This window comes from Paenibacillus sp. S-38, assembly GCF_049942825.1.
Lineage (GTDB): Bacteria > Bacillota > Bacilli > Paenibacillales > NBRC-103111 > Paenibacillus_G.
The window spans coordinates 464,617-484,986 of the sequence record NZ_CP187970.1; the positions used below are offsets into that span (position 1 = coordinate 464,617).

Here is a 20,370-nt window from a genome sequence, read left to right on the forward strand (position 1 = left end):
AAGTGTAAGGATAAGAAAGGGGATGCCCTGTGGCATCGATATTATTTTTTGCGGTGATCGGCTCGCTGGCCCTGGGCTGGCTCGGTTATGCGCTCGGGAAGGCGATCTTCCGGCCGGTGGCCAAGAAGAAGGCCGTCCGTTTCCGGGTGAAGCAGGAGAAGAAGAAGGACTGGGACCCGGACAGCGTATTCCAGCTGCTGAAGGTCGATCTCAAGGAAGTGTTCCTGTCGGAGACGGCCGAACAGGAGCTGAACGCCAAGCTGCGGCGGCTGGGTCTCGCGAAGAGCGCCCGGGATGTGCGCAAGGAGCAGATCGTGCTGGCCGGCGTATCGCTGCTCGTGGGGCTGTTCTCTTATTGGGCCTTTGCACCGGTCCTTGGACTTCTTGGGCTTGCGATTGCTGTAGCCGGATGGATCTATCCGGTGGAGACGATCAACCGGGAGATCCGGCAGATGAACGAGATCGTCTACAAGAAGTTCCCGTCCTTCTACCGGCGCAATTATTACTCCTACAAAAAGAACATCAACACCTCGCTGTCCCGCGTGGTGGAATCTCACATGCGGGTATGTCACCCGGCATTCCAGCGGGAGCTGAAGGTGTTCCTCGAGGACATCGAGTCAGTGGGTGAGTTCGAGGCCATCCAGCGGTGGAAGAACCGGCTGCCGCTCCCTTATATCATCCGCTACGCGGAGATTATCGAGAGCCGGCTCCGGGGGGAAGACAATACCCCGGTCATGGAAAACTTCAAGCTGGAGCTCGACAAGATGCGGGAGGTGCAGGTCGACAAGGACCTGCTCAAGCTGGAGAGCCGGATCAACGGCGTGCTCGGCCTCATGTATGTGCCGTTCTTCCTGCTTCTCATCATTTATTTCCTGGCCCAGATGCAGGGCTCGGGACTCGTGCAATTCTTCAGGCAGCTGCAGTAACGGCTGTCATAACCAATTCGGGAGGATTAATTTATGGTGAAGTTCGCTCAAATGGCTGCGGCCATCTTTATTATTGGGGTTATCATTACGGTACTGAACAAAAATATGGAAGGCTGGATTGGCGAGGTTTGGACGTATGTATGGAATCTGTTCCAGGGTTGGATGGGGAATGGAACGGCGTAACCAACTTTTGAAAGTGGGAGAGGGAGCATGCACCATTTTTTCTGGCTGATCGTCCGTTTCTCCATGCTGATTCTCGGGATTCTCTGCTTATTCTCTTTCCTGACCTTTTTCCCTTACCTGATGGATGTAAAATCCATTGCTAACCAGATCTCGCTTCAAGTGATGAACGACGGTTATCTGGATCGGGAGGCCGTGGACAAGCGGCTCGCCGAATTCCGGACGGAGCGGGGCTTCCTCTCGAGTGCCACGCTGGTGCCGGGGGAGGCCGATGCCGGGTATCTGCTTCCGGGCATAGGATCACCGGATGAGGTGAGCATCAGGGCTGAGTACAGTCCGGGCGAGGGCCAGGCGGAGCGTGAGCTGCTGCCGCTCTCGAAGGGAGAGAAAGCAGCCCGGGTTGCGGCAGCCGAGTCGGGTGGGATCGCGCCTGTGGATGTGCTGGACCGTGACGTGCCGATTCGCGTAGAGATCCGGACCAATTACAAAGTCGAGACGATCGCCTTCGGCAAACGCCTCGTCATGTATCTGCCTTTCAGCGTCAGCTCGGCAGCCATCACGATTGCGGACTACAAGTGGTAGCGCCATGGTCAGATTCGGAACCTTCGTAATCAAGATGATGCTGCTCCTGTTTGCCCTGCTTGTCGTGACCGATCTTATGAGGTATTTCCTGCTTCACTCGGAGGTGGAAGCCGAATCGAGCAAAGGCTTGAAGTATATGCTCTCGGCCATGGGTACGGGTGAAGGCTCGAATGTGATGGGCACAATCGAAGAGGTCAAAGGGCAGACAAGGGATGCTTTCGATCGCTATATCGCCACCCAATATCCGGACTCGGCCTACGTGAAGGAATCGGGTGAGGACGGTACTTATTACTTTTATAACATCACGCCCCGGCCTGACCGGCTGCAGAACACCAAGCTCCGGATGCTGTCCGGGCGCATTACTGTGCAGTTGAAATGGCCTGCGGAGGTCGAGAAGTCGGAAGGCTCTGCAGATCTGATCCCGACGTATGAGGTGGGACTGGGCTACCGCCGGTTCCTGATGTCCTCCTTGAACCTGCACCCGGGTGCGGATACGGTATGGGAAGAGAGTTCGATGATGCGGTTTCCGGTCAGCCATGTGGAGCTGGCGGAATTCCAAATTGGAGCGAGCTCCGGAACGGTTTCCGTGCCGGCGCCCCTACCAACACCCTGAACGAATGGAGGGATTCGAATGAAGAAGAAAGTAATAAGCATGGCGGCTATATTGACCGCTGCTTCGCTGCTGGTCGTATCCTCGGTCTATGGCCGGACCATTATCACCTACGTGTCCGAGTTCTTTGAACCGACACCGGCTACGGCGGACTACGGCACCGTGAAGAAGCTTACCGGCGACTTCCGGCAGCAGGAGATCTCGGACAGCCAGACGGATGCCGTCTGGACCAAAGGCAGCGTCACGATTAGGAAGCCGGATGGAACAACGTCGAAGAGCGAGATTCCGGTTGGCGGCTTCGAGGTGGAGACGAAGAAGTGGCCGCAGATTCCGGGCGTACCGGATCTCGAGTACAAGACCTTCGGCAGCGATACGGCGGCACCATAAGGGGACGACACGGCGAACATAGGGGGAATACATAATGAAACGCGGTTTAAAGACAGCATTGGCGGCTTCGCTGCTTTTCTCAGCTTTCGGCGGCTTTGGCGGAGGCAGCATAGCAGTGCTGGCGGCAGGATTCAATGATATCGAGAACCACTGGGCTAAGGAAACGATCACCTGGGGGCAGCAGGAAGGGCTGATTAGCGGTTATCCGGACGGAACCTTTAAGCCGAACGTACAGGTCACGGAAGCGGAGTTCGTCAAGATGATGGTGGCTTCGTTCAAGACGGAGGTCAGCGAGGTGCAGTCTCCGAAGCATTGGGCGGATGCTTATTACTATTTTGCAGAGTCGAAGAATTATCCTCTGAAGGGATATCAGGAGCTTGCCCAGCGGGATCAGCCGATTACCCGGGAACGGGTAGCGGAATTTGTAGTCGGGACCGTCGGTAAGAACTACAGCGGGGATCAAGCGATTCAGTATCTCATCGGATTTAAGCTCGCAACAGGCAAAGTCGAGGGCGAGATGACCATTGCCTCCTTCAAGGGCCAGGATACGTTAACCCGTGGGGAAGCGGCCCAATTCATCCGTAACTTGAAGATCAACAATGTGAATTACTTCCGGACCAGGCCCTATGAGCCTTCGCCGGCCAGCGAACTGCCTGTCATGCCAAGCCCGACCCAGGTGGGATTGAATCAGATCATGTACGTGTTGAATACACACGTCATGACCAAGTTTCCGAACTACAGTGTCCGCAGCGCGAATCATGACGGTCATTTCGATACCAGTACGGTTACGGTGATTGACGGAAAGAACCGAAATCTATTGGTAACGCAGATCGAATATGATCCAAAGACCAAATCGATTGTCTTATTCCACCTGCTGGAATCCGAAAGAGAAGGAAGTGTGGAAATGACAGCAGCATCGGTGAAAGCACTCGGTTTTCCAGTGCCTGACAACTTCACGGATACCCTTCATACGGTTCTGAAGGAACACAAAGAACAGCGGGTGCAGGCAGGACAGTGGACCTTGTACCTCAAACCGGATGAAAATCTCATGACTCGCATGGAAATCATCGTCGAATAGAAGGGGATTGCGGATGAGGAAATGGACTATCTGGTTCCTGGTCGTCGTGCTTCTGATTCCTCTATGGCCGGCAAATGATAGAGCTAAGGCACAAAGCGGATCGTCACTGGTGGAACGATTCCAAGACTTTATGAAGAATAAAGATTTGAACGGAACCTACACAGCCGAGGATTTCGAGAGAGATAACAGACAGCTGAAGCGGGAGATTGATGAGTATTTTCAATCCCTCGGTTTTCTGTTGTCCAGAGACGGGGTAGCGGGAGAGATGAAGATCAACTACCCGCTGGCGGCCATCAAAAAGGTCATCGTGTACGGCATGCCTTTCGATGATCCGGGTGACGCTCCCAAGGCGGGGAACAAGCATCGATATTCGGGCTATACGGAAGACCTGACCGTATTCCCCAACTACGACTTTCCGCGGGACTCCAAGGAAGTAACTCCGTTACTGGAGAGAAAATGGATCGAGGAACCTTGGACCAAGAATATTCCCCGGGCGGAGAAAACAAAATGGATGAATTATGAGACTGGGGATCATGCCGACTCCGCTAACCAAGACTCTCATCTCGAAATGTCACCTAAAGAGTGGCTGAAGAGTACGGTGAACAAGTATAACAACAACAGCAACCTGCTTGAGGATCTCCGGTGGGATGTAGACAAGCTGTACAAGCATGCGGTGATTCTGTCCCGTCCAACGGAGTATTCGTACGGACAGATCGTCCTGTTCCACAACCGGGATGGTACGGTCTGGTACGACGACTTCCTGATTCCACCGCTGAAGAGCCGGTATAACATTTCGCTAAGAGGCTCATCGCTAACACCGAATAACAAGGGGCCTGAGGGTTCACCGCTCAAGCTTCATACGGAGGTGGAACTCAGCGCTTACAATTCGGAGCCGGTGCGCATCAAGGTGTGGTTCCGCAGGCTGAACGGCGATATCATCAATTCCAAAGAGATCGAGCTTTCCCGCGAGCACCCAATGGAAAAGGTCAGCATCGACTGGAAGCGGCCGGGCGGCGGGGAGAAAATTACCGTCGAAGCTTATGCGGTGAACAGCAGCGGGCAGCGGGACGAGAAGTTCCAAGAAGCCTACGAGGAAGATAACGTAGACTATATTACCTTGTCCGCTCCTGTGGATGTACCGGACGGCCCGTACGAGGGCTTCTATCCGGTCAGCGATCTGAATAAACTCAGGTCCCAGGAGGACGTCCGTTCTTATGGCGGCAACCCGGCGTTCATTCAGGAGCTGTCGACCGGCGGCAAGACCGTTAGCAGCTTATCCGACCTGCAATCGGAGCCGGTCTGGAAAGACAGCAAGGGCAATGACATCGGTCCCCGCAGCTTCTTCGTGAATGACGGAAGCCGGACGTATCTGAAAATCTCGTCGCTGGCTTCGCTCTCGGGGGCCAAGCTGACGAGCAAGCTGACGGCCCCGGCCTTCAAGACGGAGCACAAGTCTGAAGTCACTCGCACGGAACAAGGAGCCTGCGTAACGGAGACGGAGTGCGAGACGATCTATTACGTGACCGAGACGTTCAGACTGCAGTCCATGGGCTCCTACTATTCGCAGAATCTGGCGGAGTTCGAAGTGGAGCAGTCCCGCGCGCCGCAGATCAGCAAGTTCGCGGTGGACCCGCAGGGCAATCTGCGCATCTCTGCTTCCGCGTTCGGATTTCCTGCGGGCGGGCTGAAGGCGGATCTCATCCTCGACTACGAGGCGAACAAAGCGAAGCTGCCGGAAGGGCTGCGAACCTTGGACAACCCGGCCAACCCGCAGGGCGGCTACTGGCGCAAGATGGTGCTGCCGGCCTTTGCTTCGGAGAAGCAGCCGTTCATCCACGAGCTCACCTCGTCGGATGGGGCGGTGATCACGAAGGGCACTGAAGCCAAGCTGAAGGGCGGATCCTCGGATGAGCTCGTGATCTCCCAAGAGAAGCTGCAGCAATTGTTCGCTTACAGCGAACAATTGGACCTGTTCCGCCAGTCGGAAGCCTACCAGAAGGCCCAGGGAACGGAAAAACACAGGCTGCTGAAATACATGGAGGGCATCGGGAAGGACCGTCCGGCGCTGTCGCCGGGGCCTCATACGCTGACCCTTTACGTGACCGACACCTTCGGCCGTTTTGATTATATCACCATCCGCTATTCGCCTGTTGCTCTGCATGACGGCAAGGCGAAGCCCGAATTCGCCTACTTCCAGGGCAAAGGGGCGCCGACCGAGTTCAGTCACGAGACGGCGAACGGCCGCTCCGGCATGAACACTTACCGGGATTATGCCGTTCACTTCGATCTGACAGTGCCGGAAAGCATTCATAAGAGCGGCACGACGCTGGAGCGGCCGGGCTTCCTTGCGGCATGGGCCACGGATTTCCCGGCCATGCGGACCGGTTCGCAGTATAAGGTCGGCATGTCGAAGGACACGGCCGGGGCGCTGCATGCTGCGGACACAGGTGATTTTAATACCTTCGATGCGGACGGATCTGTGAAGAATGTCAGCGACCTGGTACCGGCCAATGAAGCGAAGGTCTACAGCAAGTTCGATCCTAGAGACTTCTATAACCCGAAGCTGATCCAGGAAGAGAAGAACACGTCGGCGCAGTTCAAGGCGTTCCCGAGGGTGATCCGGTCCGGTCAGGGCCTCTTCACGGAGAGCAGCCTGGAAGTGAGGGCTGTGCTCGAAGGACCGAGTGAGGCGGACAACATCCGCCGCATGGCGGAGCTCGTCAGCAGTGTGGTCGAGGGCGGCTCGGGACTTCAGCTCTCGGGAGCCAAGGATGAGGAGCTGATCACCTCCGTAACAGGGCCGGGCAAGTACGGCGATCTCACGAACAATCTGAGTGAGAAGAACCAGAAGCTCGTGCTGCAGGCCGGCACGGTGCAGTCGCTGATCGAAGCTTCGAAGCCGGTCACCACGAGCCAGACGATTATCGAAGACAGCAGGAACCGGCTGCAGGTGCAGCGCACGGAGTTCGCCTTCGCCTTACCGGTCTGGCTGGAGCCGGCCAAAGGCGCCTTCGGCGGGAGCAACCTCAACACGAAGTCGTACGAATGGACCGGCCGAGGCTACCGCGGCTTCATGATCCATCCGAATACGAAGGACGGCTTCTACACGATGCGGGTGGAAGGCAGCGCGGATCTGTCCAAGCTTGACCCGTCGTTCGCCGGGCGCAAGCTCAGCTTGTACAGCCGGCTGGAGCCGCTCGTTGTCCTCGGGTCCGTGTTCCAGGACATGTGGGTCGATACATCCCCTACTGCACCGGCCCAGCCGGGGAACGTCGATTCAGGATCGGGTTGGCAGTGGACCGATTAAACAGCTGAGCGTATCACAAACGGCAGCTTGAGAACAAAAGAACAGCAGAAGGACCGCACCCCGGGGCTGAGGGTTGCGGTCCTTTTTGTGCTTGCAGCAGTCTAAAGCTCGGAGGGTTAGTGCCGGCCCAGGTCATACATTAGTACGGCCTGAAGTACACACCCGGCTGGGATGAGGCATCTGTCTATGAAGCTGGGCCAGACCGTGATGCCGGGTCCTCCCTTTTGGCCAGTGCAGCATCCTGGCAGCCTAATCCTGCAATGCCTGCGTTCCTGCTCCTGCCTACAGTCCCTTCCACCGGACAACAGTGAGCGAGACGGTCTGGGCGCCTGCCCCCTTGGTGTAGGCCCGGTTCCCGATGTCGGCGCCGGTGGAGCTGACCTCCACGGTCTCCCAGGAGCCGCGGGTGAGCTTGTACTGCACCGCCGTGCCTTCGGCAATCGGCAGCGTCACGGTATACGTGCCGTCGCTCTGCTTCACCAGCTTGGAGGCCGGATCGGCCGGGTTCCAGCTGTTGAACGAGCCGGCGACGTAGAGGCTGTCGCCCGCAGGCGTATTCGCCGGCACCGTGACCTTGAAGGTCAGCGTGCTGGCCCCCGCAGCCGGGTTCGTGGTCACGGACAGCGCGGCTGATGCGGCGGAGGTGTTGCCTGCGGCATCGAAGGCTTTGACCGTGTAGCTGTAAGCCGTTGCAGCCGTCAGGCCGCTGTCGGTGTACGTCGTACCGGCGGTGGTGCCGACCTTGACGCCGCCGCGGTACACGTCATACCCGGTCACCTTCACGTTGTCCGTCGAAGCGGTCCAGCCGAGCGTGACGCTCGTGTCCGTCTTGGCCGAAGCCTGCAGGCCGGCGGGGACGCTTGGCGCTTGGCTGTCCGCCGCGGGCGGGCCGGAGGTGATGACGCCGCCGCTGTAGGTGGACGTGCCTGCCGGGAAGATGTAATTCTTCCCGCCGTTGTTATCCCAAGTGCCGCTGCCGTTGTTGAACACGGCTTCGAGGGAGGTGGCGGCGCCGAGGTCCACGGTCAGCTTGTGATAGCCGGCAATCTCGGAGGCCGGCATAGCGGTACCCGGAGATGTCGTCCATGTGCCGCCCGCCGGACGGTAGTGCATGTATGGCGTCGTGTAGCCAGGTTTGTAGTAGACCGTGGCCGCATTGCCCTGGTCGGTGGTCGACAGGGTGGCCGCGGCGCTGGCGCCGGACGTGTTGCCTTTGGCGTCGAAAGCTTTCACGGTGTACGTGTACGCGGTCAGGGCGGCCAGGCCGCTGTCCACGTAACGGTTCGTCGCAGAGGTTCCTACCTTGGTGCCGTTCCGGTAAATCTCATAGCCCGTAACGCCAACATCATCCGTGGAAGCCGTCCACGTCAGCTCGATGGACGTCTTGGAAGCGGCAGCGGCTTTGATGCCCGACGGTACGCTTGGAGGTGTCGTGTCGAGTACCGGAGGCTTGTCCGTCAGGAACGGATACGTGCCTTTGATATCGCCATTGAGGTCTTCGATGATTTTGCCGCCCTCGTTCTTGTACGTGCCTGCACCGACATACACCTGCTGAATGTCGCTGCGGGTAATGTTGCCCTTGCTGTCCTTCGCTTCGATGTAATAGTCGACAAGCTCGTCACGCAGATCCTTGATGTAAGAGTAGTAGAGGTCGCCGATCGCCTGCGCCGGCACCTTCTGCAGTACGGCCTTGGAGCCGGCCTGCCAGTCGACGCCGTTCATGTCCGGCTTCAGGTCGCGGCGCTGCATCGGATATTCCTTCCACTCGCCGACCTTGGCCGGATCGATGCCCGCGACGCCCTGCGCCTTCAGCGCCGCCGGGTCGTAGACGCGGAAGGTATTGTCCGCCGCATCCGCCTGCTTGCTCGTGTGCTTCCGGATCTTGACCTTAATGTCCGCCACGCTGTTCAGGTCATACGCATAGGTATAGATACCGAAGGTATTGTCAAAATGGTGCAGCGTCCAGCCCTCGGACTTGTCCACGTTGGCGCTGCCCGGATTATAAGGCCAGCGCTGCGGCCACCAGACGGACGGTCCGGTGCGGTCCTTGTCGGCTTTGGGCGTGACGTAAGGCTTCGAGAAGTAGAGCGACTGGTTGAACGAAAGGGTCGGCTTCACGGAGTCGTCCTGGTTCTCGTCATAGTAGCCGAAGCCCGAGTCGATGGCCGGCATGAGGAAGTACCATGACAGCTCCGCCGGGTTGGCGCCGCCTGCATAATCCTTGGATGCGTCGCCCTTCACCGGATAGGACATCATCCACGGGTTGAGCTGGTTGCCCGCATAGGTGACTTCCTTGTCGAGTGCGGTGGCCGGCTGCCAGTGGTTCGGATGCTCGTCGAGCCAGATCTGCTCCGCCGTCTTCGCGTAGTTCTCGGCCGCCTGAAGCAGCGCGAAGTTGCGCTCAAGGTAGTGGTAGCCGTGCTCGAAGGAGACCGTCATGCCTTCTTCGACGCCCGCCAGGTTCTTCTTCGGCGTGTAGTTCGTGCCCATCACGCGGTTGAAGTCGGCGAACTGGCCCTTCCAGATGCCGAACGGCAGCTTCCAGTGATGCCACTGAGGGTCGGAAGACGAATCGCGCGTATCGATCCAGGAGCCGTCCTGCACGTGCACGACATCCGTCGACGCCGGCTTGTTCGACGCAAGGTATTCGTCGATGCCCATGCCCTTGACCCCGGAGTCGGAATACGTCACCGCTCCCGCATTGAGGTAGGTGCCTTTGTCGCCTGCGCGGCCGGAGGAGTTGTCCCCATCATGCGCGATGACGAAGAACTGCTTCTGCGGCACCAGCCCTTCGAACGGCTTCAGTGCCTTCGCCGTCACCTGGCCCTGATACCCTTCCTCCCAGGACTCGGCTTGGGCTACCGGGACCCCGACGATCTTGGACTCTTTGCCCGTCGTCGGATTCACATATTTGACCCAATGGGGCGTGGAGGCAAAAGGAAACTTGTTATGCGTCACCTGCTGCTCGTTGAACATCTGCTGCGACACCCAGGAGCCGACATTGCTGACATTCTGCAGGTCCGCCCGGTTCGGCGGGGAGACCATCGTATCCTTGCCCGGGTCGTTCAGCAGCGGGTAGTCTCTCAGCGTACGGGAGAAGTGGTTGTTGCCGATGACCGACCACTGGATGCCGAGCTTCTCCAGCACGGGAATGATGCGCTCCGAGAACCCGAGCTCCGTCGGGAAGAAGCCCTTGGACGACTTGAAGTCGCTTCCGAGGAAGTAAGGCTGAGCCAGCGTCGCGTTGTGATAGATGAGGTCCTTCAGCATATAGTCGTTGCCGACGAGAGGACCCATCGTATGATGGCCTGTAAAATGCACCATATCCAGCGTCCGGTTGCCTCCCGGCGTTTTCAAGGTGTTGTAGGCGTTTTTCCACGGAGCTCCCCAGTTCGTGTTGCTGTAGCCGGATACGTTGTTCGTGTACATGAAGCTGTTCACGTTGTTGATGACCGCGGCGGACATCGTCACCTGCATCTGGGCGGAGGGGTGGGTGGCCTTCAAGGTGCCGGCCACATCCCAAGGCCATTCCAGGTAGGCGCCGGTCTTGGCATGGTGCGTGTAGTAGGAGACGAGATCGTCATGGGGCATCGGAGCGCCGCTCGGCAGGTAATAGGTGTAGTTGGCCGGCGGGTTCTTCTTGAGGTCGATCACTTGTCCGTCATACATATAGCGGACCGGACCGCCTACCGGTGTGGAATCGTATTTGGAGACGTCATAGTAGGGCCAAAAGTTCGGCATGTGGTTGTGATACACATGGGATGCGGCGATTTCCGCCGAAGCGGAGGCAGATGGCAGAGCGAGGGCCAGGGCCAACGCGGCGGCGCTGAACCGGCGGAGCCATCTTGAACGGGATTTCATCAGAAGGACACCAGCTTTCTTTAGAATGGAATAGGAAACCGTGATTGTTATGGCGGCTGGCGGACAAGGCTCTGCCTCCGGTAACTAGAGGAGAACCCCGGCCGCGGAAGCCGTAGAATCAGGGGTGAGGGATCAGGCGGGTCGGACGGAAGCCTCCTTTCGGCGGGAAGAGAGGAAGGATTCCATCTCAGCCCCTTATTAGCAAACGCTTTCATTTAGAGTCCGGCGTTTCGGTTGATTCTGTGCTCTGACCAGGCGTCTTACGGACTTGAAACCGGTTTCCGGAATGCTGTAAAGGATCTGACCCGTCAGCACCAAGGTAAGTGACAGTGGGCATCCGGCCGGGAAACGATTACAATCCCATTATATGGTGCAGCCTGCAGGACGGGTACCTGACAATATTGCTCTCAAAAGTGGAATATATTGATCTATCAGGCAGCAAAACCTGCACTACGAAAATGAGCGGCCGATTGAAACGCCCCGGCGGTTGTACCGTATCCCCCTATATCACGCTTAAGGCTTGAGGAGGTGAGAAGACGAATGGCGGAATGGTCACCGGATTGGCCCGCCCTGCTGCTTCTGCTTGGGATCACGTCATGGGTATGGGGACCTTGGCTTCTGGCCCAAGGCACATTCCTTCCGGCGGGAGCAGGGCAGCGTGGAGACGCGGTGTCTCTGCCGCAGGAGCCCCAAGACGATCTGCGGCCTCTTGGAACCCGACGGCCGGCCGTTCGTCTTCTGCGTCCGCCGAGAGCGGGGGAGGATGAACGGGATGAGGAGGACTGACCTTCTTTGGAACGGAACGCTGACCTGACCGGGTCATGGTAAAGCATCCATGCGCAGGCTTGCAATGAAAGCCGCAGCGCGCACGATCCAAAGGAGGAAAAGAAAACCGATGTATACTTTCGTCCAGCCCCTGACCGACTTCTTGGCTCATATGCTCACCCTGCTCTATGAAGAGACCCGGGACTGGGGAGCGGCCCTGCTCCTGCTGACCTTCGGCGTCCGGTTGCTGCTCGTCCGCTTCAATCTGAATGCAGCCCGGCAGCAGGTCCGCACGGCCGCCGCCCAGCCGGAGCTCGCCAAGCTGCGGGAGGCGCACGGGTCGGACCTGGCCCAGTACGTCCGGCACACCGCGGACGTCAACCGCAAGTACGGCATCCGGCCGCTGGCCCCGTTCGCCGCGGCGCTGCTGCAGGCGCCGCTGCTCATGGCCATGTACGGCCTGTTCCTGACCCACGGCAGCACGATGACGACGGTGCTGCTCCCCTGGATGGCCAGTCTGGGCACGGCCGATCCGCTGCACCTGCTGCCGCTGGCGGCCGGGCTTCTCTCCGCCGCGGCGGGCCTGATCCCCTTGGCGGATGTGCCAAGCCTTGGCAGCGCGCTCCCCGGCATCGGCAGCCGCTTCGTGCTGGGCGGCCTCCTGCTGCTCGTACCGCTGGCCGTCACGTGGACGGCGCCCGCCGCCGTGGCCATGTACTGGACCGCCGGGAGCGCGTTCGCGCTGCTCGAGCGGCTGTTCTACCGCACGGCGCCGGGCCGCCGTCTGCTGCGCCGGGGGCTGCCGGAGGTAGCCGTGGGCGGCTCGGCAGGCTAGACGCAGACGCGCCTGTCGGCGGGAGTGCCGCCGCTGAGGCGGCCTGGATCTGCCCGGCTGCCGGCCGGAGGAGCTGTGCTCCTTCAGCAGCGCCGGGCTGCCCCCTGCCTTACGGAGATTTCAACAACCATCCTGACCGGATCGTTTCATCTATCTGCTTTAGGATCGTGATCTAACTTGACGGCATACCCAAATCCCGCTTCCCGGATGCGTCCGAGAAGCGGGATTTTTTTGATTATAAGAATTCCTATCTCGCCAGTAGCATCAATACTCCGTCGTGATCACCGGCGTCCCCAGCGTCAGCCGGGATTCGCCGGTCTCCGAGCTGCGGTGCACGGCGGCCTGCAGGTTCAGCATCCGGCCACCGCTCTGAACCGACGCCTCGATGAGCGGCGAGGCGTAGGAGACGCTCGCGCTGCGGCCGTCGTCGTAGCTCTCGACCGCCTCGGCCCGAAGCTCTGCCTGCAGCCAGCCGTTCAGCTTGTCCGCGGAGGCGTAGTCCGCCTTCAGCTTGCCCTGGACGATCACGTTCCAGTTCGGCGTGACGCCCATGCCTTCGAGCACGCGGGTCAGTTTCGTCTGGGCCTCCTCCATCCGGGACGGGACGTCTGCGCTGGCCATCCCGGTCTCAGGGGTCTCGGCGGAGACGATCAGCTCGGTCGATCCGTCGGGGAACATCACCCAGAGCAGGGTACGGCGGATACCGCTGGAGTCCGGGCCGGAGGCCTTGTAGAGCACATGATCCCCGCCGCTGCGCAGCTCCGCCTGCGGTAGGCCGAGCCGCTCGCTGAGCCGGCGCCCGGTCTCGAGGAACGCTTCCTCGCCGGCATGGGGCTTGTAGGGGCTGATATGTTTGACGACGACGCGCACAGGGCCGTCGATCACATCAAGAGAGAGGGGCAGCAGCCGTTCCAGATCGCGGTTTGCACCGGCGCCGGACGCCAGGGCTCCCCAGACACAGAGCGCGGTAACGGTAAGAAGGAGGAAGAAGGACGCGGTACGTTTCATTGGCATAAGCCCCCTTGAATCTATCAATCTGATAACTACTACAAAGCATAGTCAGAGAGAGAGGAGATTATACCTGGAGCCCCAACACCTAAAAAAATTACAAAAGATCCTAAAACCAGCCTCGTTCAAGCGGTTTCAGGAATCGCTTACAATAACACTATAAAACGCTTACATGTAAGCCGCACAAAAATGAGGTGACTCCCATGCAACAACTGAAGCGCATAGCCCTATGGTTCGACTCGCTTCTGGAGAACCTGGCACAGATCGCGCTGCTCTCCATGATCGTGATCGTCACCGTACAGGTCCTGACGCGCAAGCTGTTCAATTACGTACTGCCGTGGTCGGAGGAGGTCACGCTGCTGCTGCTCGTCTGGTTCGCCTTCATCGGCATCGCCATCGGCTTCCGCGAGAGGCTGCACCTGGCGATCGACTCGTTCACGACGAAGCTGCCGCCCCTGGCCAACAAGGTGCTGGACAAAGTGATCTATGCCTCCACCCTGGCCTTCGGTCTCTACCTCGTCGTTTCGGGAACCGAGTTTACACAGCTCATGCACGAGAGCCGGCTGGCGGCCACCGGGCTGCCGAATTCTGTTATTTACGTCATCATGCCGATTACCGGTGTCCTCGTCTGTATCTATTCCTTCCTGCAGCTGATCGGGATCGATACGGTAAGACATAAGGGCATGGACGAAGGAGGGGGCCACTAGCATGGAAGAAACCACAATCGCCGTACTCGTCCTCTCGATCTCATTCGTCGTCATGCTGCTGCTCCGCTTCCCGGTCTCGCTGACGCTGGCGGTCTCCACGCTCTTGACGGTCATGTATCTCGATATTCCGCTGGCGGTCGTAGGGCAGCGGATGATCCAGGGGATGTCCTCCTACTCGCTGCTCACGATCCCGTTCTTCATCCTCGCGGGGCACATCATGAGCGAGGGCAATCTCGCCCTGCGGATCGTCAACCTCGCCCAACTGTTCGTAGGGCGCATCCGCGGCGGACTCGCGATGGTGAACTCGGTGGCCTGCATGTTCTTCGGCAATATCTCGGGCTCCGCCGTTGCCGACGTATCGTCCATCGGATCGGTGATGATCCCCATGATGAAGAAAAAGGGCTACGACACCGACTACTCCGTCGGCGTCACCGTCTCCTCTGCGATCCAGGGCGTCGTCGTACCGCCGAGCCACAACCTCGTGCTGTACTCGCTGGCCGCAGGGGGAGGAATCTCGATCACTTCGCTGTTCCTTGCCGGCATCGTGCCCGGCATCATCCTGTGTCTCTCGCTCATGCTGACGAGCTACGTGTTCGCGGTGAAGCGGGGGTACGCCAAGGGCGACCCGATCGACCGCAAGGATGTGCCCAAGATTCTGCTCGACGGCTTCATGTCGATCCTGACGGCGGTCATCATCCTCGGGGGTATCTTCTCCGGCTGGTTCACGGCTACGGAGTCGGGCGCGCTGGCCTGCCTGTACGCTTTTATCCTCACGTTCGTGATCTATAAGGACATTCCGTACAGCCGCATGTGGCTCATCTTGAAGAAAACATTCCGCACCGTATCCATGGTGCTGTTCCTGATCGCCGCCTCCGACGCGTTCTCCTGGCTGCTGGCGTTCCTGAAGATACCGGCGATGGTGACCGACGCGATGATCTCGATCTCGGATTCCCCGTTCGTCATCCTGCTGATCATCAACCTGCTGCTCCTGCTGCTCGGGGCGCCGATGGATATGGCTCCGCTCATTCTGATCATGACGCCGATCCTGCTGCCCGTCGTCACCCATCTGGGCATGGATCCCGTACACTTCGGCATCATCATGATGCTCAACCTCGGGATCGGGCTGCTGACGCCGCCGGTGGGCACCGTCCTATTCGTCGGGTGCGCCATAGGCAAGATCTCAATCAGCGAAGGCACGAAGGCCATGATGCCGTTCTTCTATGTGCTGTGCGTCGTGCTGTTGGTGCTCACCTACGTGCCGGGACTTGTGATGTGGCTGCCGCATCTGGTGCAGGGCACCGGATAGACAATAGATGGCAGTAGATTGAAGTGCATGCTGGAAGTACAATATGGATAAGCAGAAAAGGGGTAGTTCTCACATGAAAACACTCAAGAAAACGGTTACGGTCCTGTCTGTGCTGGCGATCGCCGGCGGCGTGCTTGCGGGCTGCGGTGCGAAGGAAACGGCGGGAGGCGCCGAAGGCGAGAAGAAGGCGGAGGGCAAGAAATACACATTCCGCCTCGCGGATACCCATCCGGCGGACTACCCGACAGTCATCGGCGACAAAAAGTTCGCAGAGCTCGTCAGCGAGCGTACGAACGGCCGCATCAAGATCGACGTATTCCCCGGCGCCCAGCTTGGGGAGGAGAAGGCGGTGCTCGAGCAGGTGCAGCTCGGCGCCATCGAGTTCACCCGTGTGTCCTCCGGACCGCTCGGTGAATTCTCGAAGGGCTTCGGCGTCTTCTCGCTGCCGTACGTATTCGACAGCGACCAGCACCTGTGGAAGTTCCTTGAGAGCGATGCCGGGAACAAGATGCTCGACAGCCTGGAAGGGGCGAAGATGAAGGGTCTGGCCTACTACAGCTCCGGGGCGCGCAGCTTCTACTCCCGCAAGCCGCTCACGAGCCTGGCCGACCTCAAGGGCCAGAAGATCCGCGTCATTCAGAATAAGATCAACATCGACCTCGTGGCGGCCCTTGGAGCCAGCGCGACTCCTATGCCGTACGGCGAGGTGTTCTCCTCCCTGCAGACGGGCGTTATCGATGCGGCGGAGAACAACTTCCCGAGCTACCAGTCGTCGAACCATTTTGAAGTGGCGAAGAATATGATCCTCGACGGCCACCAGCGTGTGCCGGAGGTGCTGCTCATCTCCCAGAATGCGTGGAACAAGCTGGGCGAAGAGGACCGCAAGCTCCTGAAGCAGGCGGCGCTCGACTCCGTCAAGACACAGCGCGAGGCATGGGATAAGTACGAGAAGGAAGCCGAAGCCAAGGTTCGTGCCGCCGGCGCGACGATCACGGAAGTGAAGGATCTGAAGCCTTGGCAGGATGCGGTGAAGCCGGTAATCGACAAGTACCGTGCGGAATATAAGGAAGCGCTGGACGCAATCGACGCGGCGCGCAAGTAAGCTCTGAGTCCGGGTTCCCGGGCGAGCGCGCTCCCCGTATACCGGGGGCGCGCTTCTTGCGCTTACGGCTCCTTTGAGAGTGGAACGAAGCCTTGGGCTGTACGGGTTACGGCCGTGGCGCAGGCTCCGCAAGGCGCCGTCCCGGTGTACGATGGCACAGCATGGAACCTGCTGTTCGATACAAAACACCCCTTGGTATCGCTTCCATGTTACAATGAAAGAAGTCAAACATCTGGAGAGATGGAAGGAAGGGGAGGACCTATGAGAGCGCGCATCGCACGATGGATCGACGGACTGCAGCGGTATGCGCTGCTCCGCGACAAGCCGCTGACCCTGCGGCTGTTCGTCTTCTCGGCCCTGCTCGTGGCGGTGCCGCTCCTTCTGGTCGGGCTGATCTCCTACCAGCGGTCTGCGGACGTGCTGGAGAGCGAAGGGCGCGAGTCCAGCTTGCAGATCATCGAACAGGTCAAGAGCCACATCGAATATTACGTGCGGGATTTTGAGATAACGACGCTTGGCATCGTCAACCATCCTGATGTGACCCGGATGCTGCGCATGCGGACGGCGGAGGAGATTCAGCAGAGCGGCATCCGGACGGCCGTCGTGCAGATGCTGAAGAATGCCTCGTATTCGCGTTCGGACATCTCGAACATCACGCTGGTGCTGGACGGCCGGCAGACGTTCGATACAGCGGGCGTCCGCAGCCCTTATCCGGCCGATGAGCTGCGCAAAGAGTACTGGTATGCCGATGTGCCGCTCGACGGCACGCCGAAGCTGATCTCGAGGGTCATCCGCTGGCCGGACGGCCGGCAGGAGCAGGTCTTCTCCATCGTCCGGCGGCTGATGTCGCCGCAGACGCTTCAGCCGGCGGGGGTGCTTATCATGGATGTGAATTTCAAGCGAATTCAGGAAATCTCCGAAATGGTCTCCATCGGGCGGACCGGCTTTCTCTATATGGTCGATGCCCAGAACCACTATGTGTATCATCCGGATCTGACGCTCGTAGGCACCCTGGCCGAAACCTACCATGCCGGAGGGATGACGCAGGAGAGCGGGGCCCTGATCACCGAAGACAAGCCGCGCCTCTTCCTGACCTACAGCCTCTCGTCTTATCTAGGGTGGCGGCTGGTGACGGTGCTGCCGTACAAGGAACTGACGGACGGCACTGACTACATTGGGCGCACGATTCTCTGGACCCTGGTCATTGCCCTGACGGCCGCCTACCTGCTCGGCATCGGCTTCGCCGCTTCTCTGGTCGGACCGATCCGGCGCCTTCAGGCTTACATGCGCCGGGTGGAGGTCGGCGACTTCAGCGTGAAGCTCGACGTCCGTTCCAAGGACGAGATCGGCCTGCTCACCCACGGCTTCAACAAGATGGTGGAGCGGCTCGAGAGCCTGCTCGAGGAGATTTACTTCAGCCGGCTGAAGGAGACCGAGGCGTCGCTGCGGCAGAAGGAGAGCGAGCTTAAGGTACTGCAGTCGCAGATGAACCCGCACTTTCTCTACAACTCGCTGGAGACGATTCGGGGCATGGCGCTTGATCAGGATATGGACGACATCGCGTCCATGTCGGGGGCGCTGGCCAAGCTGCTGCGCTACAACCTGAAGAACGACCGACCGGTGGTCACGCTCCGGGAGGAACTGCTCTTCTGCCGGATGTACCTTCGGGTGCAGCAGTACCGCTTCGAGGACCGGCTTCACTCCGAATTCGATGTCCCGGACTGGGCGCTCGGCCTGCCGGTGGTGAAGTTCGCGCTGCAGCCGATTGTCGAGAACAGCATCATCCACGGCATGGAGCCGGGGGCTGCTCCCATGCGGATCCGCATCAGCACGAAGCGGGACGGGGACGAGGCGTTCCTCGTCACCGTCGAAGATACGGGAGTGGGAATGCCGCAGGAGGTGCTCTCCCGGATCCGTCTGGATCTCGAGCAGAAGGATGTGCTGGCCGGGGGCGACCATATCGGGGTGGCCAATGTGCATAGGCGCATCGTGTATTTGTACGGGGAAGCCTTCGGGGCCCGGGTCGATTCCCGGGAAGGCGGAGGGACGACCGTGACGCTTCGGTTTCCGCTGGCGGGCGGCATACAGGAGCCGGGAGCCGGTGAAGCGGGGGCCGGGCTGCGCGGAGAGCCGGCTTTGCCGCCCGCACTCTAAAGCAAAAGGGAGGGAAACGTGCCATGTACAGCGTGCTGTTGGTGGATGACGAGAAGTGGGTGCGCACTTCGCTGCGCAAAGTGATCGAACGCACCGGCCTGCCCTTCGAGGTGGCGCGGGAAGCCTCCCACGGGCTGGAGGCGCTCGATGCCCTGAAGGAGGCACCGGTCGACATGGTGCTGACCGATGTGCGGATGCCGGTCATGAACGGCATGAGCTTCGTCCAGCAGCTGCGGCAGACGGCCAGGGAGCAGAGCGTGATCGTCGTCAGCGGCTATGACGACTTCGCTTACGTCCAGGGGGCGCTGCGCCTCGGGGTCACCGACTACCTGCTGAAGCCGGTCGAGGTGGAGGAGATGCACGCCTGCCTGGAGGGCTGGCTCCGGGGCCGGGCGGCGGCCGGACATGCTGCGGCTCCAGCGGTTTCCTGCGACCCGGCGGACCGCTCACCGGTAGAGCAGGTGCTCGGATATATCCGGGAGCATCTCGGCGGAGAGCTGACACTGACCGACGCCGCCGCGCGGGTGCACCTCAACCCGAGCTACCTCAGCCAGCTGTTCAAGCAGCAGCTCGGCCGGGGCTTCGTCGAGCATATTGTCGAGATGCGGATGGAGGAGGCGAAGCGGCTGCTGACAGCAACCTCCCTGCGGGTGAGCGAAGTCGCGCAGCGGGTGGGGTACACCGATGTCGCTTATTTCAGCAACACCTTCAAGCGGAGCGCCGGCTGTACGCCGACGGAATACCGCCGGTGCCCGCCCGCATAAGATGAAGGAAGGGGACTTCCCCTGCATACGCATGACTTGGAGCGTCCGGATTTCCGGGCGCTTTGTTTCTGCGGAGGAGCCCGGGTGTACCGTGCCGGCCCGGCCGCCTCCGGGCGGTGCAGCCCTCATATGCCATGATTTCGTTCCAGTCCGGGCTGTTATGAGGTATACTGGAAAGATACACCATGTGCAGTCTCCTAGAGAACCAGGTAAGGTCAAGTTGCGAAGGGGGGAGAATGACGATGCATGCAGGCTTCACCGCGCGCCATATCAAAGCACCGGCAGCGTGCGAGGTACTGATCGTAGAGGACGACAACATCAGCCGGCGGGTGCTTCATACCATTTTGACCCAGCTGGGCTTTGGTCATATCGATATCGAGGATAACGGGGAGGCCGCCGTATCCGCCGCCGCAGGGAAGGGCTACGATCTCATCTTCATGGACCTCCGCCTGCCGGTGCTCGATGGGCTGTCGGCAGCCCGTAAGATTATGGCGGACTGCGCGGACGAACGGCCCGTGATGATCGCCGTCACCACGAACACGCTGCCCGAGATCAAGCAGCAGTGCATGGCCGCAGGTATGGCGGATTACATCGTCAAACCTTACTACAAAGCAACGCTGGTGGAAGTGCTCGATCATTATTTTCCGGTTGTCCAGTAAAATAAAGCATGGGAAAGGAAGGCTGCGCTATAGCAGCCTTTCTGCTCACCTAGGGCTTGATTCGGTCATCTTCTATTTTCTTATAAACGTGCATTGTCCTTAAAGGACGGCGAAGCCGTCTATCTTGTATTCCTAAGGG

General features: G+C 59.5%; 17 protein-coding genes. 15 read left to right on the forward strand and 2 right to left on the reverse strand.

Going from position 1 to position 20,370, the window contains the following annotated elements:
* The first annotated feature begins 29 nt into the window (after positions 1–29).
* From ACP26L_RS02240 to ACP26L_RS02270, 7 genes are all read left to right on the forward strand, one after another.
* A complete protein-coding gene (locus ACP26L_RS02240; protein WP_426450872.1) occupies positions 30–926 on the forward strand; it encodes a hypothetical protein in 897 nt (298 codons plus the stop codon).
* Between the two features lie 33 nt (positions 927–959).
* Positions 960–1,109 carry a hypothetical protein gene (locus ACP26L_RS02245; protein WP_426450873.1) on the forward strand — a complete coding sequence of 50 codons (150 nt, stop codon included), beginning with the start codon at positions 960–962 and terminating at the stop codon, positions 1,107–1,109.
* Between the two features lie 27 nt (positions 1,110–1,136).
* Complete coding sequence (locus tag ACP26L_RS02250) at positions 1,137–1,688, forward strand: hypothetical protein (protein WP_426450874.1); 552 nt, start codon at positions 1,137–1,139, stop codon at positions 1,686–1,688.
* Between the two features lie 4 nt (positions 1,689–1,692).
* On the forward strand, positions 1,693–2,301 hold the full coding sequence (locus ACP26L_RS02255; RefSeq protein WP_426450875.1) for a hypothetical protein: 609 nt from the start codon (positions 1,693–1,695) through the stop codon (positions 2,299–2,301).
* A gap of 18 nt (positions 2,302–2,319) precedes the next feature.
* Entirely contained in the window at positions 2,320–2,685 is a 366-nt protein-coding gene (locus tag ACP26L_RS02260) for a hypothetical protein (RefSeq protein ID WP_426450876.1), read from the forward strand.
* 34 nt (positions 2,686–2,719) lie between these two features.
* Positions 2,720–3,763: an S-layer homology domain-containing protein gene (locus tag ACP26L_RS02265; protein WP_426450878.1), complete on the forward strand. Its 1,044-nt coding sequence runs from the start codon at positions 2,720–2,722 to the stop codon at positions 3,761–3,763.
* A gap of 130 nt (positions 3,764–3,893) precedes the next feature.
* Positions 3,894–7,070, forward strand: coding sequence for an Athe_2463 domain-containing protein (locus ACP26L_RS02270; protein WP_426450880.1), 3,177 nt, complete (start codon positions 3,894–3,896; stop codon positions 7,068–7,070).
* A gap of 282 nt (positions 7,071–7,352) precedes the next feature.
* Here ACP26L_RS02270 and ACP26L_RS02275 read toward each other — a convergent pair whose 3' ends face one another.
* Entirely contained in the window at positions 7,353–10,931 is a 3,579-nt protein-coding gene (locus tag ACP26L_RS02275) for a carbohydrate binding domain-containing protein (RefSeq protein WP_426450881.1), read from the reverse strand.
* A gap of 540 nt (positions 10,932–11,471) precedes the next feature.
* On the opposite strand from ACP26L_RS02275, the gene ACP26L_RS02280 reads away from it, so the two are divergent.
* Entirely contained in the window at positions 11,472–11,717 is a 246-nt protein-coding gene (locus ACP26L_RS02280; protein WP_426450882.1) for a hypothetical protein, read from the forward strand.
* A gap of 109 nt (positions 11,718–11,826) precedes the next feature.
* On the forward strand, positions 11,827–12,531 hold the full coding sequence (locus ACP26L_RS02285; RefSeq protein WP_426450883.1) for a YidC/Oxa1 family membrane protein insertase: 705 nt from the start codon (positions 11,827–11,829) through the stop codon (positions 12,529–12,531).
* Positions 12,532–12,795: 264 nt separating this feature from the next.
* On the opposite strand, the gene ACP26L_RS02290 is transcribed toward ACP26L_RS02285, so the two are convergent.
* Positions 12,796–13,539 (reverse strand): YwmB family TATA-box binding protein, encoded by a 744-nt coding sequence (locus tag ACP26L_RS02290; RefSeq protein WP_426450884.1) that lies wholly within the window; start codon positions 13,537–13,539, stop codon positions 12,796–12,798.
* A gap of 203 nt (positions 13,540–13,742) precedes the next feature.
* Between ACP26L_RS02290 and ACP26L_RS02295 the strand changes: the two genes are divergently transcribed.
* The 6 genes from ACP26L_RS02295 (at position 13,743) to ACP26L_RS02320 (ending at position 20,231) form a co-directional block, all read left to right on the forward strand.
* Positions 13,743–14,246 (forward strand): TRAP transporter small permease, encoded by a 504-nt coding sequence (locus tag ACP26L_RS02295; protein WP_426450886.1) that lies wholly within the window; start codon positions 13,743–13,745, stop codon positions 14,244–14,246.
* A 1-nt stretch (position 14,247) separates the two neighbouring features.
* Positions 14,248–15,552 (forward strand): TRAP transporter large permease, encoded by a 1,305-nt coding sequence (locus ACP26L_RS02300; RefSeq protein WP_426450887.1) that lies wholly within the window; start codon positions 14,248–14,250, stop codon positions 15,550–15,552.
* Positions 15,553–15,625: 73 nt separating this feature from the next.
* Positions 15,626–16,654 carry a TRAP transporter substrate-binding protein gene (locus tag ACP26L_RS02305; RefSeq protein ID WP_426450888.1) on the forward strand — a complete coding sequence of 343 codons (1,029 nt, stop codon included), beginning with the start codon at positions 15,626–15,628 and terminating at the stop codon, positions 16,652–16,654.
* A gap of 261 nt (positions 16,655–16,915) precedes the next feature.
* Positions 16,916–18,808, forward strand: coding sequence for a sensor histidine kinase (locus ACP26L_RS02310; protein WP_426450889.1), 1,893 nt, complete (start codon positions 16,916–16,918; stop codon positions 18,806–18,808).
* Between the two features lie 23 nt (positions 18,809–18,831).
* Positions 18,832–19,572, forward strand: a complete 741-nt coding sequence (locus tag ACP26L_RS02315) for a response regulator transcription factor (RefSeq protein WP_426450890.1) — start codon at positions 18,832–18,834, stop codon at positions 19,570–19,572.
* 236 nt (positions 19,573–19,808) lie between these two features.
* On the forward strand, positions 19,809–20,231 hold the full coding sequence (locus tag ACP26L_RS02320) for a response regulator (protein WP_426450891.1): 423 nt from the start codon (positions 19,809–19,811) through the stop codon (positions 20,229–20,231).
* Positions 20,232–20,370: the final 139 nt, after the last annotated feature.